This window comes from Collinsella ihumii (assembly GCF_030385545.1).
Lineage (GTDB): Bacteria > Actinomycetota > Coriobacteriia > Coriobacteriales > Coriobacteriaceae > Collinsella > Collinsella ihumii.
Window position 1 is genome coordinate 277,042 of sequence record NZ_JAUEIQ010000001.1, and the last position, 25,154, is coordinate 302,195.

23 protein-coding genes are annotated in these 25,154 nt (G+C 67.2%); 13 read left to right on the plus strand and 10 right to left on the minus strand.

What is annotated here, in order from left to right; genetic code table 11:
• Positions 1-13 precede the first annotated feature (13 nt).
• Positions 14-451, plus strand: coding sequence for an arginine repressor (locus QVN30_RS01250; RefSeq protein WP_087199907.1), 438 nt, complete (start codon positions 14-16; stop codon positions 449-451).
• 257 nt (positions 452-708) lie between these two features.
• Here QVN30_RS01250 and QVN30_RS01255 read toward each other — a convergent pair whose 3' ends face one another.
• On the minus strand, positions 709-2,958 hold the full coding sequence (locus tag QVN30_RS01255; RefSeq protein ID WP_289835104.1) for a transglycosylase domain-containing protein: 2,250 nt from the start codon (positions 2,956-2,958) through the stop codon (positions 709-711).
• Between the two features lie 171 nt (positions 2,959-3,129).
• Between QVN30_RS01255 and QVN30_RS01260 the strand changes: the two genes are divergently transcribed.
• From QVN30_RS01260 to tyrS, 3 genes are all read left to right on the plus strand, one after another.
• A complete protein-coding gene (locus QVN30_RS01260; RefSeq protein ID WP_289835105.1) occupies positions 3,130-5,220 on the plus strand; it encodes a U32 family peptidase in 2,091 nt (696 codons plus the stop codon).
• Between the two features lie 237 nt (positions 5,221-5,457).
• Complete coding sequence (locus QVN30_RS01265; protein WP_289835106.1) at positions 5,458-7,152, plus strand: hypothetical protein; 1,695 nt, start codon at positions 5,458-5,460, stop codon at positions 7,150-7,152.
• A gap of 152 nt (positions 7,153-7,304) precedes the next feature.
• Positions 7,305-8,519 (plus strand): tyrosine--tRNA ligase, encoded by a 1,215-nt coding sequence (gene tyrS / locus QVN30_RS01270; RefSeq protein WP_273358489.1) that lies wholly within the window; start codon positions 7,305-7,307, stop codon positions 8,517-8,519.
• A 297-nt stretch (positions 8,520-8,816) separates the two neighbouring features.
• Here the strand turns inward: tyrS and QVN30_RS01275 are convergent, their stop codons facing one another.
• The 5 genes from QVN30_RS01275 to QVN30_RS01295 all read right to left on the minus strand — a co-directional run bounded on the left by QVN30_RS01275 (position 8,817) and on the right by QVN30_RS01295 (position 12,876).
• A complete protein-coding gene (locus QVN30_RS01275; protein ID WP_289835107.1) occupies positions 8,817-9,842 on the minus strand; it encodes a hypothetical protein in 1,026 nt (341 codons plus the stop codon).
• Positions 9,829-10,548 carry an ATP-binding cassette domain-containing protein gene (locus QVN30_RS01280; RefSeq protein ID WP_289835108.1) on the minus strand — a complete coding sequence of 240 codons (720 nt, stop codon included), beginning with the start codon at positions 10,546-10,548 and terminating at the stop codon, positions 9,829-9,831. Before QVN30_RS01280 ends, QVN30_RS01275 begins: the two co-directional genes overlap by 14 nt.
• Before the next feature lie 2 nt (positions 10,549-10,550).
• Positions 10,551-10,721, minus strand: a complete 171-nt coding sequence (locus tag QVN30_RS01285; protein ID WP_154018726.1) for a hypothetical protein — start codon at positions 10,719-10,721, stop codon at positions 10,551-10,553.
• Between the two features lie 155 nt (positions 10,722-10,876).
• The gene (locus tag QVN30_RS01290; RefSeq protein ID WP_289835109.1) at positions 10,877-12,160 is read right to left on the minus strand and encodes a sensor histidine kinase; all 1,284 of its coding nucleotides are present in this window, start codon (positions 12,158-12,160) and stop codon (positions 10,877-10,879) included.
• On the minus strand, positions 12,157-12,876 hold the full coding sequence (locus QVN30_RS01295; RefSeq protein ID WP_204571083.1) for a LytR/AlgR family response regulator transcription factor: 720 nt from the start codon (positions 12,874-12,876) through the stop codon (positions 12,157-12,159). Before QVN30_RS01295 ends, QVN30_RS01290 begins: the two co-directional genes overlap by 4 nt.
• A 196-nt stretch (positions 12,877-13,072) precedes the next feature.
• Between QVN30_RS01295 and QVN30_RS01300 the strand changes: the two genes are divergently transcribed.
• Complete coding sequence (locus QVN30_RS01300) at positions 13,073-14,890, plus strand: adenine deaminase (RefSeq protein ID WP_289835110.1); 1,818 nt, start codon at positions 13,073-13,075, stop codon at positions 14,888-14,890.
• 107 nt (positions 14,891-14,997) lie between these two features.
• Here QVN30_RS01300 and QVN30_RS01305 read toward each other — a convergent pair whose 3' ends face one another.
• A complete protein-coding gene (locus tag QVN30_RS01305) occupies positions 14,998-15,753 on the minus strand; it encodes a DeoR/GlpR family DNA-binding transcription regulator (RefSeq protein WP_204587786.1) in 756 nt (251 codons plus the stop codon).
• A 191-nt stretch (positions 15,754-15,944) separates the two neighbouring features.
• Here QVN30_RS01305 and QVN30_RS01310 point away from each other — a divergent pair, with 191 nt between their 5' ends.
• The 4 genes from QVN30_RS01310 to QVN30_RS01325 all read left to right on the plus strand — a co-directional run bounded on the left by QVN30_RS01310 (position 15,945) and on the right by QVN30_RS01325 (position 20,051).
• Positions 15,945-16,793 (plus strand): class II fructose-bisphosphate aldolase, encoded by an 849-nt coding sequence (locus QVN30_RS01310; protein WP_289835111.1) that lies wholly within the window; start codon positions 15,945-15,947, stop codon positions 16,791-16,793.
• A gap of 63 nt (positions 16,794-16,856) precedes the next feature.
• Positions 16,857-17,921 (plus strand): zinc-dependent alcohol dehydrogenase, encoded by a 1,065-nt coding sequence (locus QVN30_RS01315; protein ID WP_289835112.1) that lies wholly within the window; start codon positions 16,857-16,859, stop codon positions 17,919-17,921.
• A 3-nt stretch (positions 17,922-17,924) separates the two neighbouring features.
• Positions 17,925-19,079: an iron-containing alcohol dehydrogenase gene (locus QVN30_RS01320; RefSeq protein WP_204587782.1), complete on the plus strand. Its 1,155-nt coding sequence runs from the start codon at positions 17,925-17,927 to the stop codon at positions 19,077-19,079.
• Between the two features lie 177 nt (positions 19,080-19,256).
• Positions 19,257-20,051 carry a Cof-type HAD-IIB family hydrolase gene (locus QVN30_RS01325; protein ID WP_289835117.1) on the plus strand — a complete coding sequence of 265 codons (795 nt, stop codon included), beginning with the start codon at positions 19,257-19,259 and terminating at the stop codon, positions 20,049-20,051.
• A gap of 103 nt (positions 20,052-20,154) precedes the next feature.
• Here the strand turns inward: QVN30_RS01325 and QVN30_RS01330 are convergent, their stop codons facing one another.
• Together QVN30_RS01330 and QVN30_RS01335 are read right to left on the minus strand one after the other, a co-directional pair.
• On the minus strand, positions 20,155-20,994 hold the full coding sequence (locus QVN30_RS01330) for an HAD family hydrolase (protein ID WP_289835119.1): 840 nt from the start codon (positions 20,992-20,994) through the stop codon (positions 20,155-20,157).
• 47 nt (positions 20,995-21,041) lie between these two features.
• The gene (locus QVN30_RS01335; RefSeq protein ID WP_066834204.1) at positions 21,042-21,329 is read right to left on the minus strand and encodes an ACT domain-containing protein; all 288 of its coding nucleotides are present in this window, start codon (positions 21,327-21,329) and stop codon (positions 21,042-21,044) included.
• Positions 21,330-21,488: 159 nt separating this feature from the next.
• Between QVN30_RS01335 and QVN30_RS01340 the strand changes: the two genes are divergently transcribed.
• The 3 genes from QVN30_RS01340 (at position 21,489) to rpmE (ending at position 22,370) form a co-directional block, all read left to right on the plus strand.
• A complete protein-coding gene (locus QVN30_RS01340) occupies positions 21,489-21,632 on the plus strand; it encodes a hypothetical protein (RefSeq protein WP_289835121.1) in 144 nt (47 codons plus the stop codon).
• Between the two features lie 5 nt (positions 21,633-21,637).
• Positions 21,638-21,784: a hypothetical protein gene (locus tag QVN30_RS01345; RefSeq protein ID WP_289835122.1), complete on the plus strand. Its 147-nt coding sequence runs from the start codon at positions 21,638-21,640 to the stop codon at positions 21,782-21,784.
• 157 nt (positions 21,785-21,941) lie between these two features.
• Positions 21,942-22,370: a 50S ribosomal protein L31 gene (gene rpmE, locus QVN30_RS01350; protein ID WP_289835124.1), complete on the plus strand. Its 429-nt coding sequence runs from the start codon at positions 21,942-21,944 to the stop codon at positions 22,368-22,370.
• A 121-nt stretch (positions 22,371-22,491) separates the two neighbouring features.
• Here rpmE and QVN30_RS01355 read toward each other — a convergent pair whose 3' ends face one another.
• Positions 22,492-23,010 (minus strand): pyridoxamine 5'-phosphate oxidase family protein, encoded by a 519-nt coding sequence (locus QVN30_RS01355; protein ID WP_289835126.1) that lies wholly within the window; start codon positions 23,008-23,010, stop codon positions 22,492-22,494.
• Positions 23,011-23,371: 361 nt separating this feature from the next.
• Here QVN30_RS01355 and QVN30_RS01360 point away from each other — a divergent pair, with 361 nt between their 5' ends.
• Positions 23,372-25,012, plus strand: coding sequence for an SGNH/GDSL hydrolase family protein (locus QVN30_RS01360; protein ID WP_289835128.1), 1,641 nt, complete (start codon positions 23,372-23,374; stop codon positions 25,010-25,012).
• Positions 25,013-25,154 lie beyond the last annotated feature (142 nt).

The following is a 25,154-nucleotide window of genomic DNA, read 5'->3' on the forward strand; positions in this document are numbered from 1 at the left end:
AGGGGACGGCTTCATGGCAAAAAAGCGCAACGGGCGTCAAGACGCGATCCGAGAGATCGTCCGCAACAAGGAGGTCAGGACGCAGCGCAACCTGGTCGAGGAACTGAAGAACGCCGGGTACGAGTGCACGCAGGCGACGGTTTCGCGCGATATCGCGGATATGGGCTTGAGAAAGCTGCCCGAAGGCGTCTACGTGCTCGCTGAGGATCTGCATCTGCAGCGCATGGTGTCCGAGCTCGTCGTCGACGTGCTTCGCACCGGAAACCTGGTGCTCGTGAAGGCGCAGCCGGGCACGGCGTCGGGTATCGCGGCGGCGATCGATGCGGCGGAGCTGCCCGACGTGCTGGGGTCTCTCGCCGGCAACGACACCATTCTGGTCATCGCGCAGACCGCTGAGGACGGCGAGCGGCTCGAGGGCATGATCTCCAAGCTGAGGAGCGTGCGCAAGTAGATGATGGTCGCAGCCTTCCATATCATCCTGTTCGCACTGCTCATCCTGCTTCCCGTGGCGCTTGTGGTGCTGCTCGTGTGCTACTACAGGCGCACGCACTGAGGGTGAGCTTCGGGGGTCGCTTCCTGCAGCTCAGGCATCCAGGCGTCCGTCATGGGATCGATCGCCGCGAGAGCAAACAATCGGCGTTTCCCTAGTCAAAAGAACGAAAAAGAGCGGGGCCCGACGAATCGCTTCGTCGGGCCCCGCTCGCGGTTCTAAGCCGTTGTCGAGGGCGTGGTCGGATCGGGATCCGGCTCGGGTTCAGGCTCGGGCTCGGGTTCCGGTTCGGGCTCCGGCTCCGGATCGGGGGTCGTCGGGCTCGGCGGCGTCGTCGGCGGCGTGGGCGTCGAGGGCGAGCCGGTGTTCGGCGTCGACGGGGACGACGGAGATGACGGGGACGACGGCGAGGAGGGCGACTCGGGGGAGTCGGCGGTCTCCGGCGTCTCGGGCGTCTCTGCGGTCTCCGGAGTCTCGGCGGTCTCGGCCGTCTCGGCGGTATCGGTGCCGCTGACGTTGCCGCCCACGAAGTCCCAAGAGCTTGCGGGCTTGTAGTCGGGGGTGTCGCCGGTCGGGAACTCCTCGCGCGCAACGCCGGCAAGCGCGGTGTTCATGAAGGTGCGGAAGATCGGCAGCACGGTGTTGTAGGTGTGCAGCGACGAGGGCAGAGGCGAATTGGACTGGGAGTTGCCGATCCACACGGCCACGGAGAGCTGCGGGGTGTAGCCGACGAACCACAGGTCGGTGGCCTGGGAAGACGTGCCGGCGGTACCGGTCTTGCCGGCAACGGGCTGGTTGATCTCGTACGGGTAGCCGGGGGCGCCGGAGCCCTCGCCGACCATGACGCCCTCGAGAACGCCCGTCACGGCCTCGGCCTCGCCGGCGGTGAGGACCTCCTCGGGGCTGTCCTGGTGCTGGTAGAGGATCTCACCGTCACGGTTCAGGATCTCGGTGACCGCCACCGAGTTGCGATGTTGGCCGCCGGCCGCATACGTGCCGAACGCCTCGGCCATCTCGAGCGTGGAGCAGCCGACGGAACCGCCGGTGAGCGTCATCGACGGCGCGTGGGAATCGAGTCCGGCCTCCTCGGTGTTGATGCCGAGCTGCTCGGCCATATCGATGATCTTGTCGTTGCCGATGGCGAGGGCGACCTGCACGTAGCCGGTGTTGGACGACACGGCCGTCGCGCGCGCCAGCGTGGAGACGCCGTAGGAGTAGCCGCCGTAGTTCTGCAGCGTGTAGTCGTCGGTGATCTTCATGGGCGAGCTGCAGTTGATGAGCGTGTCGGGGCTCATGCCCTCGTTGATCGCCGCGGCCAGCGTGATGCCCTTGAACGACGAGCCGGTGGAGCGGCGCAGCGTGGCGTAATTGATGTGGTTCTCGTCGGCATAGTAGTCACGGCCGCCGACCATGGCCTTGATGTAGCCGGTCTTGGGATCGATGACGGTCATGCCCACGTTGAGCTCGTCGACGCCCAGCTCGTTCACGTACTCGAGCGCGGCCTGCTCGGCCTGCTGCTGGATGGTCGGGTCGATGGTGGTCTTGATGGTGAGGCCGCCGGCGAACAGCACGTCGGTCGCGAACTCCTCGGTGAGCATGCCGCGCACGTACTCGACGAAGTAGGGGTAGGCGTACATGCCGTTGTCGGGCTGCTCGGTCACGTTCAGCGCGAGCTGCTCGGCCGCGGCGGCGTCGGCCTCCTCCTGGGAGATGACCCCGTTTCTCACCATGCGCGACAAAACGATGTTGCGGCGCTGGATCGCGAGGTCCGGGTTCACGGTCGGGTCGTACTGCGAGGGCGCGTTGGGCAGGCCGATGAGCAGCGCCGCCTCGGCGAGGGTGAGGTCGGAGGCGTTCTTGGAGAAATAGGTCTGGGCGGCCGCCTGAATGCCGTAGGCGCCGTGGCCGAAGTAGATGGTGTTGAGGTACATGGTGAGGATCTCCTCCTTGGAGAAGATCTTTTCCATCTGCAGCGCGATCCACGCTTCGCGCACCTTGCGCTCGATGGTGTTGTCGAACTGCTCCTCGGACAGGATCGTGTTGCGCACGAGCTGCTGGGTGATGGTCGAGGCGCCCTCGGAGCCGCCGGTGAGCTGAACCACCACGGCGCGCATGATGCCGACGACGTCGACGCCATGGTGCTGGTAGAAGCGCTCGTCCTCGGTGGCGACGGTGCCCTGGAGTACGTAGTCGGAGATCTGGTCGTACTCGACGATGTCGCGGTTCTGTACGTACAGGCTCGCGATCTCGTTGCCGTTGGCGTCCAGGATGGACGTGGGCTCCGACACCATGTAGTTGTCCGCGTCGGTGTAGTCGGGAAGATCCGACAGCCACCTGGAGACGTTTCCGACCATGCCCACGCCGAACGCGACGCAGAAGATCAGGAAAAAGGCGAAGAAGGAGCCGAAGATGACGGGAAGCGTATGCGTCTTGGCGCGATGACGTGTTTGGCGCTCGCGAGGACCCATGTGATGACCTCCAACCGAAATGGCTTAGCATAGATGCTCATACATTACCGCAAGACCCTGGCGGGTGCTGTCGTGTATCCTGAGCGGTGTCAAATTCCAGACCGTTTGCATACTGCCTTAAGGCTGGCAGACGTGCTGCTTCAACCTGTTGTCGAAGGAGGGGCGAACGACGTGAGAAGACCCGTGCCCGAGCTGCTGGCCCCTGCGGGGTCGGCCGATGCGCTGTTCGCGGCGGTCGCCGCCGGTGCCGACGCCGTGTATACGGGGCTCGGCGCCTTCAACGCGCGCGCCGCCGCCCGCGATATGGATCCGGCCACGTTCGCGCGCGCCTGCCGGGTTGCCCACGACCACGGCGTGCGCGTCTACGTGACCGAGAACGTCTATCTGCGCGAAGGGGAGCAGGCGGCCGCCGTCGACCTGGCGCGGCGGGCCTTCGCCGCGGGCGCCGACGCGCTGATCGTGGCCGATGCGGGGCTGGCCCGCCTGGTGCGCGAGCAGGTGCCCGGGCTCGAGCTGCACCTGTCGACGCAAGCGGGCGTCATGTCCGCGGCGGGCGCGCGCCTCGCCGCCCGGGAGCTCGGGGTCGAGCGCGTGACGTGCGCCCGCGAGCTCTCGGTGGCCGAGATCGCCGGGCTGTGCGCCGAGGGCGTGCCGGTCGAGGTGTTCTGCCACGGCGCCATCTGCATCTGCTATTCGGGGTCGTGCTCCTTCTCGGCCCTGCGCCGCGGGCGCTCCGCCAACCGGGGCGACTGCACGCAGCCCTGCCGCCTGTCTTATCGCCTCGAGGACGGGCGGGGGCTCCCCGTGGCGCAGGACGTCGGCGAGCGCCTCCTGTGCCCGCGCGACTACTGCTCGATCCGCCATCTCGCCGAGCTCGCGGACGCCGGCGTGGCCGCCCTGAAGATCGAAGGGCGCATGAAGAACCCCGACTACGTGTACAACGTCGTGCGCACCTACCGGACGGCGCTCGATGCGCTGGCGTCGGGGGAGGCGCTCGACGATGGCGCCCTGGACGAGCTCGAGGTCCAGCTCGGTCGCTCGTTCAACCGGGGGTTGACCGATGCGTACCTGCGCGGCACCTCCGGCGCGGAGCTCATGAGCTTCGAGCGCGCCATCAACCAGGGCGTGCGCGTGGGGACCGTGGTCGAGCGCGGCCACCACGAGGTGGTCGTCGAGCTCACGCAGGCGGTGGAGGCGGGCGACACGCTCGAGATCCGCACCGTTCTGCCCCCGGACGCCCCCGCCGACGTGCCGCGACGCTTTCCGCTCGTGCCCTGCGAGGTGTCGGGCGCGGCAGGCGATCGGATCCGCGTGCGCTGCAAGCGGCGCGTGGGCACGGGCAGCCCCGTCCACCTGACCGCGAGCTCCCGCGTGCTGAGCGAGGCCCAGGCTGCCGTGGCGGCGCTGCGCGCCGAGGCAGGGCGCCTCGAGGCCCCCGTACCGGTGCCGCAGCGGGAAGGCGGCCCCGTCGCGGCCGTGCGCGAGCGCCCGTCGGGCGCGGGCGGCGGCGCGCCCGCGCGGATCGTGGCGGCGGCGACGCCGGAAGACGCGCGCGCCCTGCTCGCCGACGGCGGCGTCGACGAGGTCGCGGTCCACGCGTATCGGATCGCCGAGGATCCCGGCTGGGAGGAGCTGCTGGACAGCTTGACGGTCGTGCTCGACGAGCCGTGCCGCGTCTCGGACGAGCCCCGCGTGCGCGAGCTGTGCGCGCGGGCGCGGGCGGTGGTGTGCCGCAACCTGGGCGCCATCGAGCTTGCGCGCGAAAGCGGGGCCGCGTTCGAGGTCGCGGCGCCGGTGTCGGCGACCAACAGCGCGACGGTGCGCTGGCTGCTCGATCTCGGCGCCCGGCGCGTCTGGCTTCCCGACGAGCTTGCGGACGACCAGGTGCGCGCGCTCGTGGACGCGGCCCCCGCCGGCTCGTGCGGCGTGCGCGTCGCCGGCTCGCCCGAGCTCATGATCTGCGAGCACTGCCTGCTCACGGCCGAGGGGCCCTGCGACGGCGACCATGCCGCCTGCGCGCGCCGGTCCGCTGCGCGCTATCTCGTGGAGGCGGACGGCACCCGTCTGCCCGTCGCCGTGGACATCTGGGGACGCACGCGCATCTTCGATGCCTACCCGCAAGATCGCCGGGGCCTGGCGCACACGCTTGCCGCCCGCGGCCTCGGCGCCGTGTTCGTCGACACGGTCCCGGTTTCTGGATGGGTTGAAACGAACACGTTCCCAACCAACCCAGAAACCGTCACTTCGTCAAGAATGGGTTGAAACGAACGCGTCCCCAACCAACCCATCACCCGGTGGAGTTGCAGCGCATCGTGCGTCCGGGGTGCCCAAACCGCTCGATTCCGCGCGTTTTGCCGGACCGGAACTGGCAAAATGCATCAACGGTTCCCTATGATTCTCGAATCGTGGTCAATTTACCCATCGAACCGGGAATCATGAGGCTCGAGGGGCGTTCTCGCGGCCTCTGATGTCCTTCTTCAAACTGACAAAGGAGACAAGATGGCCATAACGACAGATTCAACGAGGGGAGATTCCGTCCAAACGGGCGCCTCGACCGCCCCCGCGCACTTCAAACGCCCCGAAACGCCCCGGTTCGATGGGCATATTGACCACGATCTCGAAATCATACCGCCCGACGCCTCGGGTTCGGCCCCTCGCCTGGGATGGCGCGCCGTCTACCTGGCGTCGGCGGCGGCGCTGGTGGTCCTGCTCGTCGCCGCGCTCGTGCCGCTTCTTGCCATCTGTCCGTACAACCACAGCTTCGCCGACGACTGGCACTACGGTGTCGATGCGCATCTGGCGCTGCAGGCGGGCGGCAGCGTGATAGACGCGATCGGCGCCGCGCTGCAGGAGGCGCACGACACGTTTTTCTCCTGGCAGGGCACCTATTCGGCCATCGTGCTCATGGCCTTGCAGCCCGGCGTGTTCAGCGAGGCGCTCTACGGGCTCGGCGCGGTGGGGATCCTCGCCGCGCTCATGCTCGCGACGTGGTACTTCGCCTCGGTGCTCGTGCGCGACGTGCTCGACGCCGGCCGGCTGCCCCTGGTCGCGTTCGCCAGCCTCATCCTGTTGCTGCAGATGCAGCTGCTCCCGAGCCCGGTCGAGGGCATCTACTGGTACAACGCCGCGATCTACTACACGTTCTACCACGCCCTCATGCTCGTGATGGCGGGCCTCTCGGTGCGCCTGGTCCGCGGCCGTACGCGCAAAGGCCCGCTTTCCGGTCGGGGCTCTGCGGTGCGCGCGGTCGCGCTGGTGCTGCTTGCGTTCGTGGTCGCCGGCGGCAACTTCGTGACGGGCATCGTGTCGGCGCTCCTGCTCGGCGGGGCATGCGTCGCCGCGGTGCTCAAGGCGCGCGGGAGGCTCAAGTTCATCGTGCCGGCGTTCGTGGTGTTCGTCGCGGGCTTCGCGGTGTCCATGGCGGCGCCCGGCAACGCGGCGCGCCAGGCGTCGCAGTTCGCTGGCGACAACCTCGGCGTCGTGCTCACGCTTGCCAGCAGCGCCCTGTCCGGCATGGAGTACGTCGTGCTGTGGTCGAACGGCTGCCTCGTCTGCGCGCTTGCGGTGGCCCTTCCCTTCATGGTGCTTGCCGCCAAGCGCTCGACCTGCTCGTTTGCGCGTCCTCTGGCGGTCGCCGGCCTGTCGCTCGCGCTGTTCATGGCGAGCTTCACGCCCACGTTCTACTCGATGGGCAACGTCGGGCCGGGCCGCGTCCAGAACATCCGCTACGACCTGTTCGTGGTCCTCGCGTTCATCTGCGTTATGTGGGCGGTCGGCCGCATCGTCCGCCTGGCCGAGGCGCGCGCGGCGGATACGGGGGAGCGCGCGGCGTGGCCCCGCCTGTTCTCCAGCCCGCGGGCGTATGCGGCTTACGTGCTCGCCTGCCTGCTTCTCATCGTCGGCTCGGTCGGCGCGCTCGCGCTCGACAGCCGCCATGCCGACGACCTGACCTCGGTTTCCGCCGCCCGCTCGCTGCTCTCCGGAGAGGCCGCCGCCTACGACCGCGAGGTCTGGGAGCGCTACACCATCATCGAGTCGAGCGACAGCGACGAGGTCGACGTGCCGTATTACACGGTCGGCCCCAAGGTGCTCTTCATGGGCGACATCTACGACAACATGGACAACTACATGAACTATCGCCTGGCGCAATGGTTCGGCAAGAAGTCCATCCTCGCCTACCACGGCCAGCTGTGACGTCCGCCGCGCGTCGGGTGTGATAGGTTGACGTATTTGCGCCCCCGTTCGCGCAACTCCGCTACACTGAAACGGTTGCATGCGAATGAGCACCGCCTGAGGTGGCCGCCGGTTGCCGGGCGAGGGTGCTAGAGACTTAGGAGGACGCAGGTATGCTGCCAGTTGATGAGCAGATGCGCATCATCACCTCGGGCGCTGCACAGATTGTGCCCGAATCCGACCTCAGAAAGAAGCTCGAGCGCGGGGTGCCCTTGAACATCAAGCTCGGTGTCGACCCCACGAGCCCCGATCTGCACCTCGGCCACGCCGTCCCGCTGCGCAAGATGCGCCAGTTCCAGGACCTCGGCCACAAGGTGACCCTCATCATCGGCAACGGCACCGCCATGATCGGCGACCCGTCCGGCAAGAACACGACGCGCCCGCAGCTGACCCAGGAGCAGGTCGAGGCCAACGCCGCGACCTACGTCTCGCAGGCCATGAAGATCCTCGATCCCGAGAAGACGACCATCGTCCACAACGGCGACTGGATCCTGTCGCTCGACCTCAAGGGCATGCTCGAGCTGTGCTCCAAGTTCACGGTCGCGCGCATCCTCGAGCGCGACGACTTCACCAAGCGCTACCAGAGCCAGACGCCGATCGCCCTGCATGAGTTCCTCTACCCGGTCATGCAGGCCTTTGACTCGGTGAAGATCGACGCCGACGTCGAGATGGGCGGCACCGACCAGCTGTTCAACCTGCTCGCCGGCCGCGAGCTCATGGAGAAGATGGGCATGGAGCCCCAGGTGGCGCTCACCATGCCGCTGCTCGAGGGCACCGACGGCGTGCGCAAGATGTCCAAGAGCTACGGCAACTACATCGGCCTGACCGACGAGCCGGCCGATATGTTCGGCAAGACGATGTCGATTCCCGACGAGATGATCGGCAAGTACTACCGCCTGGCGAGCTCGCTGTCGCCCGACGAGGTCGACAAGATCGAGGCCGCGCTGGCCGACGGTTCCGCCGACCCCTATGAGCTCAAGCGCGCGCTCGGCCGCGACCTGTGCGACACCTACCACGGTGCCGGCGCGGGCGAGGAGGCCGAGGCGGCGTTCGACCGCGTGTTCAAGCAGTCCCAGCTGCCCGAGGACATCGCCGAGATCCATGTCGACCTCGAGGTGAACGACGAGGGCAAGGTGTATCTGGCGGGCGTGCTGAAGGATGCCGGCCTGGCTCCTTCCGCCGGCGAGGCGCGCCGCCTGATCGACGGCGGCGGCGTCAAGATCGACCAGCAGCCGGTCGCGCCCAAGTCCTACAACGTCGACCCGGAGCTGCTGCACGCCGGCGTCGTGCTGCAGGTGGGCAAGCGCAAGTTCGCGCGCCTGGTGTAGCAGCGCGGCGTCAAGTCCGCCGACAAGCTGAATCCCTGGAGCGGGTGCCGAGAACAATCTCGGCACCCGCTTTTTCATAACTAGCACAAGCATGCAAATTCGGGGACGTACCTTCCGCGTGCACTTTTGCAAATTCGGGGACGTACCTTCCGCGTGCACTTTTGCAAATTCGGGGACGTACCTTCCGCGTGCACTTTTGCAAATCGGGGACACCCCTTGGGCGTGAACGTTTGCATGGGCCGCTGTAAGACCGTCGTGGATACGTCGGTTCCTGCGGGCCGGGCAGCCCGGCCGGCGTCATCCCAGCAGCGCGATGGAGGCGATGGGGCCCAGCAGCAAGAGGGCGAAGGGGACCAGGTACTTGCGGGGATGGCGCCACAGATCGCTTTCGGCGGACCAGCCGCGCACCGGGCGGAAGCGCTCGAGCGCGGCGCTCGCGCAGGCGGCGGCGCCCGCCATGAGGGCGGCGAGCACGGTAAAACGCGCATCGAGCCCGTGTGCCAGCGCCCATGAGGCAAGAAAGAGGCCGTCGGTGGCGAGAAAGACGCCAAAGAGCATGCCGGCGTAGGGGATGAAGAACATCCGGCCGGAATCGGGCAGCATGGCAAGCTCGTCCGAGAGATCGGGCTCGCCGGATGCGACCGTGCACAGGGGCGTGTTGATCGACAGGATCGCGAGGCCGATGGGGACGCCCATCACGGGTCCGATATCCCCGAGCAGCAAGGGGAGCGCCAGGGCCATCACGGCGAATCCCGCCGTGTTCGCCAGGATCGAGCCGCTGGACATCAGGCGGCGCGCGATGAGGACGCACGCGCTGCCCCGTGAGGAGCCCGGCGCGCTCGCCGCGAGCGCGCGTCGCGTCCGGAGGGAGAATCCTCGCAGCGGGCAGCCGAGGGCACCGCGGATCGCGGCGATGCCGAGAAACGTGGCGCCGCCGACGACCGTGCCGATCCCGCACCCCGCGATGCACGTCTGCGCGGGGGCGCCGAGCGCGGTCAGCGCGGCGGCGAGGGGGACGAGCTTGGTGAGCGCCCCGTGCGCCAGGGCGGCGGCCGCGTATCCGGCGATGGCATCATGCGGGGTGACGGGCAGGGCGCACACCGCCTCCATCTCGATGGCGGCGGCGCGGGAGCTCCAAGACGCGATCGCGTCGGCCGCCATGGCCACGGAGGTCGCGGCGAGCACGACCGCGGGGGCGATGTTAAACGTCGGGTTCAGGCTCTGCGCGGCCAGGTAGAGTGCAAGCGCCGCGACGAGCGGGCCGATGACCGCTTTCGGCCCTCGTCCGAAATACATCTGCATGAACGCCCTACAGCTCGTCATGGCCCAGCACGCTCCTAATCGATGCCGGCGAGATCTCCTCGCCGGAAAACGTCTTGCGTGTGCGCCCGGCGCCGTCCGTGCGCTCGAGCACCAGCACGCGGTCGCAGGTGAGGCACACGCTCTCCAGCACGTGCGAGGAGAACAGCACGGACCCGTGCTCGCGGTAGCCTCGGATGAGGCGGTACAGGTACTCGGTGCTCTCGAAGTCCAGCCCGTTCACGGGCTCGTCGAGGATGAGCAGGTCGGGGGAGAGCGCGAACGCGGCGATGAGCGACGCCTTCTTGCGGCTGCCGAGCGACAGCTCCCGCAGGGGCGTCTCCACGTAGCGTTCGAATCCGAAGCCCTGCACGATGCGGGAGCAGTCCGCGAGCGGCGTGCGGTAGGCACGAAACACGAACGACAGGTACTCGAGGAAGGTGAAGTTGCCGAAGGCCCGCTCATCGGAAAACACCATGATGCGGCGGCGCTTCACGGCGCGGTCCGTGAGGCCCACGCGTCGTCCGTCGAGGCGGGCCTCGTCATAGCGGCAGGTGCCCAGCACGCCGGCGATCGCCTTGAACAGGGTCGTCTTGCCCGCTCCGTTCATGCCGATGACGCCGACCACCTCGCCGCGTGCGATCGAGAGCGCGACGTCCTCGATGACGGGGTCGGCCGTTCCGTACCACGCGGAGAGCCCGGAGATTCCGAACAGCTCGGAGGTCTCCATGACTAGCGCCCCTCGCGGTCGCGGCGGGCGGCGATGCGCGCGCCCTGGGCCATGATCGCGGACAGGGAGCCGCAGAGCAGAAGGCCCGAGACGTTCATGGTCGCCAGGCAGATGAGCGCGGCGATGCCGAGGATGATGGCGATGGCGATGCGGATATAGACGTGGCGGCTCATGGGATGCTCCTTTTGTCTGGTTCCTGCGGTGCATCCCGAGCATCGCAAAAGAGAGGGCCCCGTGCATATTTGTCCGTGAATCGCAGGGTATTGTCCGCGAATTGCGGGTGGGTTTTCGTCCGTTCGGGGGGGCGGGTGCGCTCGGCACGAAAGCGCTAATCGCGCACGCCGTCGAAGCACATGGTCGCGATCGCGCAGAAGCTGTCGTCGGTGCTGGTGAGCGACAGGCTCCCATCGTAGCGGTCGAGCGTCGCCTCGACGCTTTTCAGACCCCAGCCGTGATGCTCCGCGTCCTCCTTGGTGGTCGCGATGCGGCCCTCGCCGTCCGCCTCGACCGGCCCTGTGGCCGTGTTCTCGACCTTGATGATCACCATGTTGTTCACGCGCCTTGCCGTCAGGCGGACGGTGCGCGCACGGCCCTCGGGAACCTGCGCGGCGGCTTCGATGGCGTTGTCCAGCAGGTTTGCCACCACCGTGCTGAGGTCCGCCGGTCGGATGCCGGTGTTGGGAGGCAGGCAGACGTCGAAATCCGCGGCGATGCCCAGCTCGGCGCAGCGCGCCTGCTTGAGGGCGAAAAGATGGTCGATGGCCGGATCGCCCGTCCACGCGGCGCTGCCGCCCGCGTCCTGCGGCCCTACGAGCGCGTCGATGTAGGCGCTCACGGCGGGCATGTCGCCTGCGCGCGCATAGCCCTTCAGGGTTGCCAGGTGGTTGCGAAAATCGTGGTAGAGACGGGAATTCTGCTCATACGACTCGCGGAGCGTGCGGTAGTTGCGCTCGAGGAGCTCCGCTTGCGCCGCCGCGGCGTCTGCCAGGCGCTGCTGCTGGGCCGCATGGGCGTTGACGGCGTTTATCGGGTAGAGAAGGATGAGCGTGGCGCAGATCACGAGCCGGACGGGCGCCCCGGCATCGCCCGCCGCGCCCGCCTCGCCTATGGTCGCTACGGTGAGTGCAAGGCAGGCGACCGCCGCGAATCCCAGGCGCTTCAGGCCCGGGGTCGACAGCGGCGTCAGGCGGTCCGATTCGCCGGCGGGGTCTTCGCCGGACGCGCTGAGGGCGAGCGCGAGCGCCGACCCGATGACATGGGGCAGGACCGGGTCGAGATGGGAGAACGCGGCGGGGGCGGCTGCCGCCAAGGTATCGCCGCAGGTGAAAGCGGTGGCCGCGGCGGCGTAGGCGGCAAGGATCGACGCCTGGGCGCCGCGGCGGGAAAGCAGGATGAGCCCGATGGCGAGCGCGACGGCAAGCGCCGCCTCCCCCGAAAGGGGCAAAGAGCCGATGAGGTCCACGGCACCCGCTATCGCGCCCGCGACGGCGCCGAGGGCCGCGGCGATGAGCCGCTGGCGCCTGTCGGTTTCAAGCAGGGCGAGCGCGGCGGGGGCGGTCAGCGCGCCGAGCGCCGCGAGCAGCGCGACGTGCGCGACGAGGGGCGCGCTCATAGCTTCGACCCCCAAAAGACGGCGAGCGCCCGCTTCGTCTCCTTGAGGCGCCCGCGGCTGATGGGCAGCTCGGTGCCGTCCAAAAGGAGGGCGGACTGCCCGCGCACGCGCTTGACCTTCGTGAGGTTCACCACGATGCCCCGGTCGATGAAGATGAACTCATCGGAATCGAGGGCGCAGACCAGCTCCTGCAGGCTCATGCGCACGCGCGATTCCGATCCCGCATGGTGGATGACGCAGTCTTTGCCGCTGCGGTCGATGTAGTCCATCGCGCGGTAGGCGATGCGCTCCATGCGGCCCGCGCGCTCGAATGCAAACGAACGGTCCGCGTCGACCGCGATGATGCGCAGGGCGTCGTCGAGCGCGCGCGGCAGGCGCTGATCGATGTCCGATTTGGGGACGTAGCGAAACACCGAAAGCTCGAAGGCGTCTATGGCGTATTCGGTGTGCGAGGTGATGAAGATGATCTTGGCATCGGGAAGATGGGGCTTGATCTGCGCGGCGAGGTCCATGCCGTCGACGTTCGGCATCTCGATGTCGAGAAGCAGCAGGTCGAAATGGGTCCCGTCCTCGATGATGTCATACAGGAGCGCGTCGCTGCGCGTATAGGGAACTACGTCGGCCTGGAGGTGCAGGCGCGCTGCGCTGGAGCGCGCCTGCTCGCTCGAGCGCTCCAGCGAGGGCTGCTCGTCATCGCAGACGGCGATCTCGATCATGTGGCTCACCTCCCAATGAGGCGGACGGTCGTGCTATAGCATAGCGCTGATTCGAGGGCGACGTGACGAACGCGCCCGATGCGCTGTTTGCGCGGGATGTGGCCCCTTTTGCGTCGCCTGGCGTGCGGGGCGGCTCTCACGGTAAGATGGAGATACGGTACGTGCTGTGAGAATGCAGCAGAAAGGGGCGCGCGGCATGTCATCTACGCAGTTGCAAGGCATCATCGACGCGGCGGAGGGGCGCGTGACGGCGGATACGCTGTTCACGAACGCCCAGATCGTGGACGTGTACGGCCATCGGGTCGTTTCCGGTCGGGTGGCGGTGAAGGACGGGGTCATCGTGGGCGTCCTCTTCGATGGCCGTGACGACGATGCACGCTACGACGCCGAGCGGGTCGTCGACTGCGAGGGACGCTATCTCTGCCCGGGTCTCATCGACGGCCATCTGCATATCGAGTCGTCAAACATCCGCCCGGCGGAGTACGCGCGCATGGCGCTCGCCCGCGGCACGACGACCGCCATCGCCGACAGCCACGAGATCGCCAACGTGTGCGGCCTCGACGGCCTCGCGTTCATGATCGCCGACGCCCGCCGCGCTCCGCTCGACATCAAGTTCATGATGCCGTCTTGCGTGCCGGCGCTGCCCGACGAGCAGGCCGGCGCCGAGATCTCGGCGGCCGACATGGAGGCGTTTTTCGCAGAGCATCCGGGCGAGATCTTCGGTCTGGGCGAGATGATGAACATGCCGGGCGTGACGGGGGCGGATTCGGAGACCTGCGCGCGCATCGATGCCGCCCGCCACACGGTTACCGGCCTGACCGACGGGCACGCCCCCTTGGTGTCGGGCCTCGACCTGAACGCATACGCCGCGGCGGGCATCATCGCCGACCACGAGTGCACCCTGCCCGAAGAGGCGCTCGACAAGCTGTCGCGCGGCATGTACATCATGCTGCGCGAGGGCACGTGCAGCCATGACCTGGAGCAGCTCGCGCCGCTTCTGATCGAGGACCCCGCGCGCTCGCGGCGTTGCTGCTTCGCGACCGACGACCGCGCGCCCTCCGATGCGCTGGCGACCGGCATGATCGACAATGCCTGCCGCCTGGCGATCGAGCACGGCATCGATCCGGTGCGCGCCATCTCCATGGCGACCCTGTCGGCGGCCGAGTGCTTCGGTTTCGATCACGGGATGGGCGATGCGCGCGAGCGTCGCGGCGCGGTGGCGCCCGGCAAGCGCGCGGATTTGCTGCTGCTCGATGACCTGACGTTTGCCGAGGCCCCTGCCGCCGTGTATGCGGCGGGCGTGCTCGTCGCCGAGCACGGGCGCTTCGTGGGCGAGATCGCCCCGGCAAACGATGAGGTCCGTCGGCTTGCCGACGAGCTGCGCGGCTCGGTGCATCTGCCCGAGCTCTCGCTCGACGTGTTCTCCTATCCGTTCCGTCCGGGCGAGGCGGTCATCGACGTCATCCCGGGCAACGCCGTGACTGGGATCGCGCATCCGGAGTCGGCCGACGGGCTGCGCCGCATCGCGCTCATCGAGCGCCACGGGCGCGGCTGCTTTGCGCAAGAGGCCGGCGCGGACGGCGACGGGCCCGCGGGGTTGGGCCTTGTGGGCAAGCATATCGGATGCGGATGGCTTCGCGGCTACACGATCACGGGCGGCGCCATCGCCTCGACGATCGGTCATGACTCGCACAACATCTGCGTGGTCGGCGACAATCCGGAGGACATGCTTGTCGCCGTGAGCAACGTGCACCAGGGCGGGCACGTTCTCGTTCGCGACGGCGAGGTCGTCGCCCGCATCGACCTGCCGCTCGGAGGGCTTATGAGCGAGGGGACCGCCGAGGAGGTCGCCCAGGACCACGAGCGCTTCATGGAGCAGGCGCGCGCTATGGGCATCGAGCCCCCGCTCGATCCCATCATGGGCGTGATCTTCCTGCCGCTGCCGGTCATCCCGACGCTGCGCATCCGGCCCGAGGGCATGTTCGACGTCACGACGTTCTCCTACGCGAGCTGACGTCGCGGGGGCGACATCGGTCGCATCAGCCTACAGATCATGATTTCGGGCGGCCGCACGGCCGCCCGATTTGTTTGCGCGCGGAGTGCCCGCAGCCTGCTTGCGGCCTACAGGATGCGCACGCCGGCTTTCTCGCAGCGCATCTTCAGCTCGTCCGGCAGGTCCCCTTCGGTCACGATGACGTCGAGGTCGCTGATATCGCAGAACGTGAACGTCGATGTGCGGTCGACCTTGCTCGAGTCGAGCAGCATGATCCGCGTGTCGGCGCGCGCGATGGCGACCCGCTTGAGCTCGGCCTCCTCGTCGGAGCCGCAGGTGAACCCGGAATCCGGGGAGTAGCCGGAGGCGCCGATGAACACTTGGTCGAAATGCATGCGCGAGACCTCGCGCACCGCTCGGCTCCCGTGCAGGCACATGTTGAAGCGGTTGAGCGCACCTCCGGGGACGATCGTCTTGATGTAGCTGTACTTGCCGAGTTCCAGCACGTTGTAGATGCCGCAGGTGAACACCTGGAGCTGCACGTCGGGAAGGCTCGCGGCAAGCGCGGCGACCGTGCTGCCCGAGTCGAGGTAGACGTGCGTGTTCGCCGCGATGAGCCCCGCCGCCTTGCGGGCGATGGCGCCTTTTGCCGCGACGTTTCTGCTGCGGCGCAGGTCGATGAGGCCGTCCGCGCCGACCGCGGTCTCGATGGAGCGCACGCCGCCGTAGATGCGCACGAGGCGGTGCTCGGCGTCGAGCGCCTTGATGTCGTTGCGGATGGTCATCTCCGACACCTCGGGGAAGGCGTCCTTCAGCTGCGTGATGGTGGCGCTGCCCTGGTTGTTGACCAGGCGCACGATGGCCTCGCGGCGTTCGTTCATCATGGGCGTGTCCTTTCGGTTCTCATTGAAATTCTAAAAGACCTCTCGAGTATTCGCCTCGTTTTTCAGAAAAGACTTTAGAAACTACAATTAAAGTTTGAGAAAGATGCTATAAACACTTGCTACAGTCGCTAAACAGATATAAATTCTAAAGTGTCATATAGCTCTCAGCGATCAGAGGGAGACTGATTGTCATGCTCGAGCCGATGCGGGATCTGCTCATCGAGGCGAAGCGGGGCGGATATGCTGTCGCGGCGCCCAACGTGTACAACGAGGAGAGCGTCAAGGCGGCGTTTCGCGCGGCCGAGGAGCTCGACGCGCCCATCATCCTCGACGTGGGCTTTGCCATGGATATCGAGGTGACCGGCGATATCGCGCGCTTCGTCGGGGCGCGCCACCCCAGGATCCCCTGGGCGCTCAATCTCGATCACGGCGGGCCGTTCGAGCACATCATGCGCGCCATCCGCGCGGGGTACAGCTCCGTTATGGTCGACCGCTCGACGCTTCCGTTCGAGGAGAACGTCGCCCAGACCGCGGAGGTCGTGCGCATCGCCCATGCCGTCGGCGTCTCGGTCGAGGCGGAACTCGGGCATGTCGGCGTGGGAGCGGAGTACGAGCAGACCCGCGACGCCGGCCTCACGCGCCCCGAGGAGGCGTCGGCGTTCGTCGAGCGCACGGGCGTCGACTGCCTCGCGGTCGCCGTGGGCACGTCGCACGGCACCTACAAGGGCACGCCGCATCTCGAGTTCGACCTGCTCGAGACCCTGAGCGGCATGCTCGATATCCCGCTCGTGCTGCACGGCGGCTCGGGCACCGGCGACGACAGCCTGCGCCGCGCCGTGAAGACGGGCGTGCAGAAGGTGAACCTGTACACGGAGCTGGGCGAAGCGTGGTTCGATGCGCTCGAGCGCGAGCTCGCCGAGCGCGCGCAGGCGAGCGTCAAGAAGAAACCCGCCCAGGTTATGGAGGACAGCTGCCGTGACGGCTATCAGCAGAAGCTCATGCACTACATCAGGCTGTTCGATTCGGCCGGCAGGATCTGATACCGCCTTCGCAACCGTTGTGCGCCGCCGGGCGTGAGGTCGCGGCGGCAGAAAGGGGAGACCATGAAACCCATCGTCACCGAGACCCGCGCGGCCATCATCGCAGGCGTCCGCGACGCCCGGATCGTCACGCGCCGCCTGCGCGACCTCGCTCCGCATGACGTGCTCGTCAAGATCCTGTCGTGCAACCTGTGCACCTCGGAATTCGGTCTGTGGAGCGGCAAGCGGACAAACCGCCCGCTGCCCATGACGTTCGGCCATGAGTGGGCGGGCGAGGTGCTCCAGGTCGGCGAGGCGGTGCGCGGCATCGAGCCCGGCGATTTCGTGGGCGGCTCGCACGAGTACGACCCCTATTCGGACGAGGCCCGCGCGGGTCGCACCTCGGAGGCGCCGGGCGTGAAGTCTTACGACACGCAGTGGGACGACGGCTACTTTGGACGCTACGAGGGCTGCGCCGAGCATGTCGTGCAGTCGCAGGAGTCCATCTACAAGTTCGCGCATCGCATCCCGGCTCCCGAGGCGGGCTTCCTGGAGCCGCTCGCGACGGTGGTGAACGGCCTGCGCAAGATCGACCCGCACGAGGGCGAGACGATCGTCGTGATCGGCGCGGGCACCATGGGCGTGCTGAACGCCCTCGTGGCGGCGCGCAGCGGTGCGCGCGTCATCGTGACCGAGGTGAGCCCCGAGAAGGTCGGCGTGGCCGAGCGGCTCGGGCTCGAGGTGGTCGACGGCTCGGCGTGCGACGCCGTGGAGGAGGTCCGCCGCCGCACCGGCGGGCGCGGGGCCGACAGCGTCGTGATCGCCGTGGGCCTCACGCTCGCCGACCAGCAGGCCTTCGCCATGCTCAAGAAGTTCCACGGCAAGGTGCTCTTCTTCGCGGCGGGCTACCCCGCGCCCGAGGTCGGCGTCGACGTGAACAAGATCCATTACGGCAAGATGGAGCTCTACGGGACCCTCATGGCCGACTACGTCGACTTCAAGGAGTCGTGCCGGCTTCTGGGCGAGGGCATCATCGACGTGTCGACGCTCGTGAGCGCCCGCTACCCGTTCGACGACATCACGGCGGCCTTCGAGCACGCCGTGCAGCCCGGCGGCTACCGCACCGCCGTCATCATGGGGAAGGAGTGACAGATGGCCCATCAATTCACCGTGCCCGGCCGCATCGTGACGGGAGAGGGCGCGCTCGAGGCGTCGCTTGAGGTGCTGCGGTCGTTCGGCACGCGCGCCTTCGTGGTATGCGACCCGCTGATGGTATCGCTCGGCAATCTCGAGGTGCTGACAGGCGCGCTCGCCTCGGTCGGCATCTCGTGCGAGGCGTTCAGCGAGATCACCGGCGAGCCGACCGACGAGATGGTCGCGCGCGGGGTCGAGCGCGCCCGCGCCTGGCCGTGCGACATGTACATCGGGCTCGGCGGCGGCAGCCCCATCGACGCCATGAAGGCCATCGCCTGCATGGTCGCCCTCGACGCGGATATCGACGACCAGATGGGCGCCGAGATCGCCTGCGACCGGCCGCCGCTCGTGGCGATTCCCACCACGGCGGGAACCGGGTCGGAGGTGACGCGGTTCACCATCATCAGCAACACGCGCGATGACGTGAAGATGCTGCTCGCCGGTCCCTCGGTCATGCCGGACGTCGCCATCGTGGATCCGCGCTTCACGCTCACGGCGCCGGCCGACGTCACCGCCAACGCGGGCGTGGACGCGCTGTGCCATGCGCTCGAGGCGGCGACGTCGAGAAGGATGCAGCCGATGAGCTACACCTTCTCGGTCTCCGCCATCAGGCGCATCTTCGCGAACCTGCCGGCGTGCTGGCGCGACGGGGCAAACGTGGGGGCGCGCGAGCAGATGGCCATCGCCGCGACGGAGGCGGGCATCGCCTTCTCGAACGCCAGCGTCACGATCGTGCACGGCATGAGCCGGCCCATCGGCGCGCTGTTCCATGTGCCGCACGGCCTGTCGAACGCCATGATCGTGCTCGAGTGCCTGCGCTTCGTGGTCGACGGGGCCTATCCGCAGTTCGCCGCCGTCGCGCGCGATGCCGGCGTGAGCCGCGCCGAGGACGATCGGGCGGCCGCCCTGGAGCTGCTCGACGCGCTGCAGGGCCTGCTCGAGGAGCTGCGGATCCCGACGCTGCGCGAGCACGGCATCGATGAGGCCGCGTTTCGGGCGCAGATCCCCAAGATGGCGGCCGACGCCATGGCGAGCGGCAGTCCCTCCAACACCATCAAGCCGCTTTGCGCGGCAGACCTCGAGGCCATCTACGATCGCCTTATCAGCGCATAGGCGCCCATGGCGTCATCCGGCGCGAGCGCAGCCGGTCTGGCGCCGCTGTGCGCCACGCGCGTGTCATGGAGACGTAAAGGTATGGTCAGACAGCCCGGATTCCTGTTAGGTCCGGGCTGTTTTTGGGTAGGAAGCCCCACAGTGTGCTAAAGGATAGGAAATGAAGGGAATGCCCCTATGATCAAACTCATCGCATCCGATATGGACGGCACGCTGCTCGACGAGCGCAGTCAAGTGCCGCCCGAGACCTATGACCTCATCCGCGCGCTGCGCGAGAAGGGCGTGCGCTTCGCCGCCTCCTCGGGCCGTCGCTACGATCGCCTGTGCGAGTTCTTCGAGCCCGTGGTCGACCTGATGGATTTCGTCGCGTCCAACGGCGCGCAGGTGTATGCGGAAGGCGAGCTCGTCGACCGCGAGGTCTATTCGCACCTGGCCATAAAAAGGCTGGCGCGCACCGTCGGCATGTTCGACAACCTGCACCTGGCGCTGTTCGACCGCACGAAGTCCTACCTGCTCGACGACGAGGGCAAGTTCGTGCGCGAGGTCGACAAGGACCTTCCAAACGTCGAGCGGATCTGGGAGCTGCCGAGCGCCGAGGTCAACATCATCAAGGCGAGCGTGTTTTGCGACGACGGCGCGGTGATGGATTACGCGTACGTGCTGTCGCGCGAGCTGGGCGACGAGTTCGTGTTCGCGCCTTCGGGCAATGCGTGGATCGACGCCATGCAGGTGGGCGTGTCGAAGGCGACCGGCATCGCGCAGCTCATGGACCATTACGGCATCGCGCCCGAGGAGGTCATGGCCTTCGGCGACTCCATGAACGACTACGAGATCATCCGTCTCGTCGGATGCGGCTGCGCGATGGCGAACGGCCGCCCCGCCCTGCGCGCCGTGGCGGATCGCGTGGTCGGCTGCAACCGCGACCATGCCGTGCAGGCGGAGCTGCGCCGCGTGCTGGAGAGCTTGAGCTAACTGAAAAAGGGGGCCGAATAGATAGGCGGAGGGGCGCTGGCCGACGACATGCACGGCCAACGCCCCTTCATGTGTTCAAACGAACCCGTCCCCAACGAACCCATCAGCAGGTGCTAAGGCGTTCGAGGATGACGCTGGCCACGCCGTCCTCGTCGTTGCTCGCGCAGCACATGTCCGCCGCCTCGCGCACCTCGGTCTCGGCGTTCGCGACGGCCACGCCGAGACCCGCAAGCTCGATCATGCTCATGTCGTTGAAGTTATCGCCGAACGCGACGGCATCGGCAGCGCTCATGCCCAGCTGATCGCACAGCCACGCCATCGACGCCGCCTTGGACGCATCCTTGTCCATGACCTCTATGTTCATGGGGTAGGAGCGGGTCACGGTGATGTTGTCGACATGGCGGAGCGCCTCGACGATGGCGTCGCGGTCGCTCGGGTCGTACCAGTACATGGCGAGGCGCTCGAGCGTGTCGACGCGCGCGATCGTCTGCTCGGGCTCCTCGTCGACCGGCGTGCGGTTCCAGCGCATGGATGCGAGCGTGCTCGGGTCCGGGACGAACTCCGCCATGCGGTCGTACAGGTCGCGGCGCAGGTAGCTGTGGCCGTCGGCGAAGATGTCGAACGTCACGTCGTGGTCGCGCGCGATGTCCCAGACCGCAAGGGCGCTCTCGGGCGCCAGGGGGACCAGGCGCAGCGCGGTGGCCGCGTCCGCGGTCTTGTTCTCGGGGTCGAGCCTGCTGACGACCGCTCCGTTCGAGCTGATGGCATAGTGCACCGCCGGGTGGCCGAGCACCTCGGGCGGAATGCCCACGAGCGCGCGCCCCGTGCAGGGGACGAACTCGATGCCGCGCGCGGCAAGCGCGTCGAGCGCTTCCAGGGAGCGTACGCTCACGGCCTTGGTGCTCGTGAGGAACGTTCCGTCCATGTCGGAAAACACAATCATGGCGTCCCTTTCGTAAGGCGCGCGGGGGCTGCGCGGACCTTTTGGCTCTACAGGCGGTACATGAAGTTGAAGACGTCCTCGCGCTGGACGGTCACGGTGACGCCCGAGAGCTCGCCGGCTTCGGTGAGCGCGCCCTGCAGCTCGTGGAAGTCGAGCTTTGAGGCGGAGATGTCGGCAAGCATGGTCATGGTGAAGATGTCGTCGAGGATGGACTGGGTGATGTCGCGGATGTCGACGTTCGCCTCGCCCAGGACGCGCGTGACGCCGGCGACGATGCCCGGACGGTTCTTGCCCAGCACGGTGATGACGATACGGTTGGATGCGGTCTCGGCCATGGGGGACCCTTCTCTTATGCGGTGAATATGCGACCCCATTGTACCGATTGGCGGCAACGCGTGCGCGCACGGCGGGCAATGTGTGCGAGACATTGTGATGAAGCGTATGAGGGGGGGGTGCTGGGTAGGATGATAAGTAGTCGAGCGATGGGAGGAGCCATGGAGACGGTCGGAATTTCATTGGCGCAGATCGTTCTGGGCGTGCTTGCGGTCGCGCTCGCCGCCGCGGGCGCAATCCTGCAGAGGAGACACGGGCATGTGTACTCGCAAGCTTTGCTGCAGCGCTGGCCTCGGTTGTCCTGACGGTCGTGTACTTCAAGTGCGAGGCCGAGACGGGCGACCTCGCGGCGATTCTCGACACAGCCGATGCGTTCGTGCTCTGCTCGGTCGTGCTGGGCGTCATCGTCCTCGCGCTCGATGCGGTGGCGCTCGCACGGGCGGGACGGCGGGGCTGACGTGCGGTCCGCGCGCCTGCATGCAGCGTTGCGTGTGCCTTTTGTGGCCATGATGCGGATGTGGTATTCTAGGCAGGCTGTTTTGTCTTGGTCGGAAACCAAGACACCCCTTATGTCCTGATTGGTAACCAGGACAACGAAGAAGAGGAGCCCTGCCATGAAGTCTGGAATCCATCCGGAGTACGTCGAGTGCACGGTGCGCTGCAGCTGCGGCAACACCTTCAAGACCCGCTCGACCAAGTCCGAGATCGTCGTCGAGCTCTGCAATGAGTGCCACCCGTTCTACACGGGCCAGCAGAAGTTCGTCGACACCGGCGGACGCGTTCAGCGCTTCGCCGACAAGTTCGGTGGCGCCGCCCAGGCCGCTCTCGAGCGCGAGGCCGCCAAGAAGGCCGCCCGTGCCAAGAAGGCCGAGGAGGAGCAGGCCAAGCGCGCTGCTGAGCGTGAGGCCAAGGCCGCTGCCAAGGCCAAGCGTGCCGCCGAGTTCGAGAAGAAGGCTGCCGCCGAGGCCGCCAAGGCCCCTGCTGTGGCTCCCGCCGAGGAGACCGCTGCTGAGGTCGAGGCCACTGAGGCCGCTGCCGAGTAGCATCTGCTGCACAAGCTTCGAGCTAAAAAGGGTCCCGCCACGCGGGACCCTTTTTGCAAATCGGGGACGCACCTTCCGCGTGCACAAGTGCACGCGGAAGGTGCGTCCCCGATTTGCACTCTTATGGCTCGCGGTTTTCCTTTGGCTTGCGTTCCTTGGCGGTGAGCTCGTTCGCGTCGAGACGGAAGATGGCGACCCGCGCGAGCCCCTCCGGCGAAAACGATGCGGCGGAGCCCGGGGCGGCGTGCTTCATGATGCGCTCGAGGGCGCACCGGCGCTCGGTCTCGTCCTCGACCGCGCGGACGGTGCCGTTTCCCATGATGCTTGCATAGGAGCGCGAGTATGCGCAGCTGTAGTCACCGACGATGTTGCCCCGGTCGCAGTCGAGCTCGAACGCGACGGGCACCCCGCGGTCCCCGCCCGCATAAAACGCGTCCGCCTTGCGGCCCTCGCGCGCGGAGTGCAGGTAGAAGCAGGGGAGCGCCTGATCGGCCTCCCACACGTAGCCGAAGTTCACCGGGACGATGAACATCCCTTCCGCATCGACGACGCCGAGGCGCAACACCTGGCACGCCTCGATGATGGCGCGTATCTGCGCGGGGTCGGTGACGGCGCGTTTGCCGAGTCGCATGGGGCGCATGGTTCCTCCCTGGTTGTCGCGGAGCACGATTACTCCATGGTAGCGCTTCGTTGATGGAGTGAGACGCTCCGAGTGCGGGATGGATCGTGCAGCCCCCTCGTGAAGGCGTCAGGGGGTCAATGACACAAACTGGGCAGTTTGACACGCTAAAGGGGTCAGCAGAAGCTGTTAGCGTGCCAAATTGCCCATTTTGTGTCATTGACCCACCTTGGCTGACCATTCCCGATGCTATGTGGCGGCGCGACCGCGTGTTCGCAGCGTGGGTGTTCTGGGGAACGCGTCGAGCACATGCCGCCGCTCGGCTGCCTTATTCGAAAGCAACTATAATGGAGGCTTGGTAATCCACACGACAAGGGGACATATGTCTGTTCGATTCCTTTCCCTGCGAGCGAGTCTCGCGGTTACCTGCGGCCTGATGCTCTGCGCGACCGGGGCCCTCGTGCCCGTTTCCGCTTTCGCCGCCGATGAGACGGCTCCGGCGATCGGCGCGCCCGCGCCCGCAGATGCGGAAGATGCCGCCGACGACCTGCCGGCAGGCGACGATTCCGCTGGCGACGCCGACGCGGAGCTGTCCGGCTCCGATGACCCCGACACCGACGGCGGCTCCGATGCGGTCGATCCCGAGGATCCGGACGCGCCGGGAGATGCGGATGATCCGGGTGATCCAGAGGATCCGGATACACCCGAGACTCCTGACAATCCCGACAACCCCGATCAGACCGGACCCGAGGCTCCTGCGGGAGGCACCGGCTGGTCGGCATGGGCGGGCGAGCGCTACTGGTACGACGACGGCGTCATGGCCCGCGACAAGCAGGTCTACGACCCCGAGACGGACGCCTGGTACTGGTTCGACGCCGACGGCACGATGGCGACGGACAAGGACGTGTTCATCCCGGTGTCCAACGAGGACCGCTCCCGCGGCAAGTGGGTGCGCTACGACGGCGAGGGCCACATGGTCAAGGGGGAGGACTTCCGCTACGGCGGATGGTATTACCTCGATCCGATAACCGGTGAGATGGCCAAAGGTTTCCGCTATATCGAGCAGAGCCAAAAGTGGGTGTTCTACGACTACACCACCGGAAAGATGCTCTACGGCGAGCAGGGTATCGACGGTAGCTGGTACTACCTCGACGAGGTGACGGGCGCGGTGACGTACGGCTGGCGCTACCTCGCGTCCCAGAACAAGACCGTGTACTACTCGTGGCCCGCAGGAACCATGGTCCACGGGGATTGCCTGATCGGCCAGACCTGGTACCGCTTCGACCCCTATACCGGCGCGCTCGCTGGCGGCCAGCAGCGCCCTTCCACGACGATCCCCGCCGGGTTCGCGTCCGCGCTGCCCCTCGACACGCTGCTGAGCTCCGAGGGGGTGGACTCGGTGCGCATCCTCGGCGACAGCATCATGGCCGGTCTGGGGGCTCCCGGGTTCGTCCCGGGCTCCGAGAACCTCCTGTTCTCCCTCGATGGCGAGTCGTATTACGAGCCGTCCGCGTCGGTCGACTGCGCGGCGAACCGCCTGCGCTCGGCGCTTGCCGCCCGCGGTGCGACCATGGTGAACGCAAGCGTGAGCGGCAGGGGGAGCATGAACTTCTTCAACCGCTTGGGCGAGGACGCGCTGGGCGATGAGGACGCGGCCATCGTCATCTTGGGCACCAACGATCGCGGGGCGTACGACCGCACCGAGACGCTGACGGATTTTCGCAGGTATGCCGAGGAGCTGCTCACACGCGTGGCGGAGCGCTACCAGGGCCGCATGATCGTGCTGTCGAGCATGCCGGTCGTGCGCGAGACCTACAACTTCTCGCTCGCCGAGGTCTCGAGCACGCTGAGGTCGCTGTGCTCCGAGCACGGCTGGGCATTCGGATCGCTCTACGATGCGTACCGCTACGTCGCCTCTGCCGAGGGGTTGCCGCTGGAGGCCTTTTATACCGACGGCACGCATCCCAACCGCCTGGGGCAGGAGGTCCTCTGGAGCGCCCTGAGCCAGGTGCTGAAGATGTAGGGATGCGCCGACCGACCCGCCTCGCACGGCATGATGCCCTGCGAGGCGGGTCTCGGCGATTTTAGGGCGCGTCTCGCCCGGCGCCTTCGGTGCGCGGCGGACGCGCGGTATGCTTATCCCATTGTGTCGGCTATCGGGTATC

Coding starts and splice junctions, on each gene's coding strand:
- QVN30_RS01335 (WP_066834204.1), bottom strand. CDS start 21,329: ATGGCCGAGACCGCATCCAACCGTATCGTCATCACCGTGCTGGGCAAG.
- QVN30_RS01275 (WP_289835107.1), bottom strand. CDS start 9,842: ATGACGAGCTGTAGGGCGTTCATGCAGATGTATTTCGGACGAGGGCCG.
- QVN30_RS01310 (WP_289835111.1), top strand. CDS start 15,945: ATGCTCGAGCCGATGCGGGATCTGCTCATCGAGGCGAAGCGGGGCGGA.
- QVN30_RS01330 (WP_289835119.1), bottom strand. CDS start 20,994: ATGATTGTGTTTTCCGACATGGACGGAACGTTCCTCACGAGCACCAAG.
- QVN30_RS01360 (WP_289835128.1), top strand. CDS start 23,372: ATGTCTGTTCGATTCCTTTCCCTGCGAGCGAGTCTCGCGGTTACCTGC.
- QVN30_RS01320 (WP_204587782.1), top strand. CDS start 17,925: ATGGCCCATCAATTCACCGTGCCCGGCCGCATCGTGACGGGAGAGGGC.
- QVN30_RS01295 (WP_204571083.1), bottom strand. CDS start 12,876: ATGATCGAGATCGCCGTCTGCGATGACGAGCAGCCCTCGCTGGAGCGC.
- rpmE (WP_289835124.1), top strand. CDS start 21,942: ATGAAGTCTGGAATCCATCCGGAGTACGTCGAGTGCACGGTGCGCTGC.
- QVN30_RS01290 (WP_289835109.1), bottom strand. CDS start 12,160: ATGAGCGCGCCCCTCGTCGCGCACGTCGCGCTGCTCGCGGCGCTCGGC.
- QVN30_RS01250 (WP_087199907.1), top strand. CDS start 14: ATGGCAAAAAAGCGCAACGGGCGTCAAGACGCGATCCGAGAGATCGTC.
- QVN30_RS01325 (WP_289835117.1), top strand. CDS start 19,257: ATGATCAAACTCATCGCATCCGATATGGACGGCACGCTGCTCGACGAG.
- QVN30_RS01280 (WP_289835108.1), bottom strand. CDS start 10,548: ATGGAGACCTCCGAGCTGTTCGGAATCTCCGGGCTCTCCGCGTGGTAC.
- QVN30_RS01255 (WP_289835104.1), bottom strand. CDS start 2,958: ATGGGTCCTCGCGAGCGCCAAACACGTCATCGCGCCAAGACGCATACG.
- QVN30_RS01340 (WP_289835121.1), top strand. CDS start 21,489: ATGGAGACGGTCGGAATTTCATTGGCGCAGATCGTTCTGGGCGTGCTT.
- QVN30_RS01265 (WP_289835106.1), top strand. CDS start 5,458: ATGGCCATAACGACAGATTCAACGAGGGGAGATTCCGTCCAAACGGGC.
- QVN30_RS01315 (WP_289835112.1), top strand. CDS start 16,857: ATGAAACCCATCGTCACCGAGACCCGCGCGGCCATCATCGCAGGCGTC.
- QVN30_RS01305 (WP_204587786.1), bottom strand. CDS start 15,753: ATGATGAACGAACGCCGCGAGGCCATCGTGCGCCTGGTCAACAACCAG.
- QVN30_RS01355 (WP_289835126.1), bottom strand. CDS start 23,010: ATGCGCCCCATGCGACTCGGCAAACGCGCCGTCACCGACCCCGCGCAG.
- QVN30_RS01285 (WP_154018726.1), bottom strand. CDS start 10,721: ATGAGCCGCCACGTCTATATCCGCATCGCCATCGCCATCATCCTCGGC.
- QVN30_RS01300 (WP_289835110.1), top strand. CDS start 13,073: ATGTCATCTACGCAGTTGCAAGGCATCATCGACGCGGCGGAGGGGCGC.
- tyrS (WP_273358489.1), top strand. CDS start 7,305: ATGCTGCCAGTTGATGAGCAGATGCGCATCATCACCTCGGGCGCTGCA.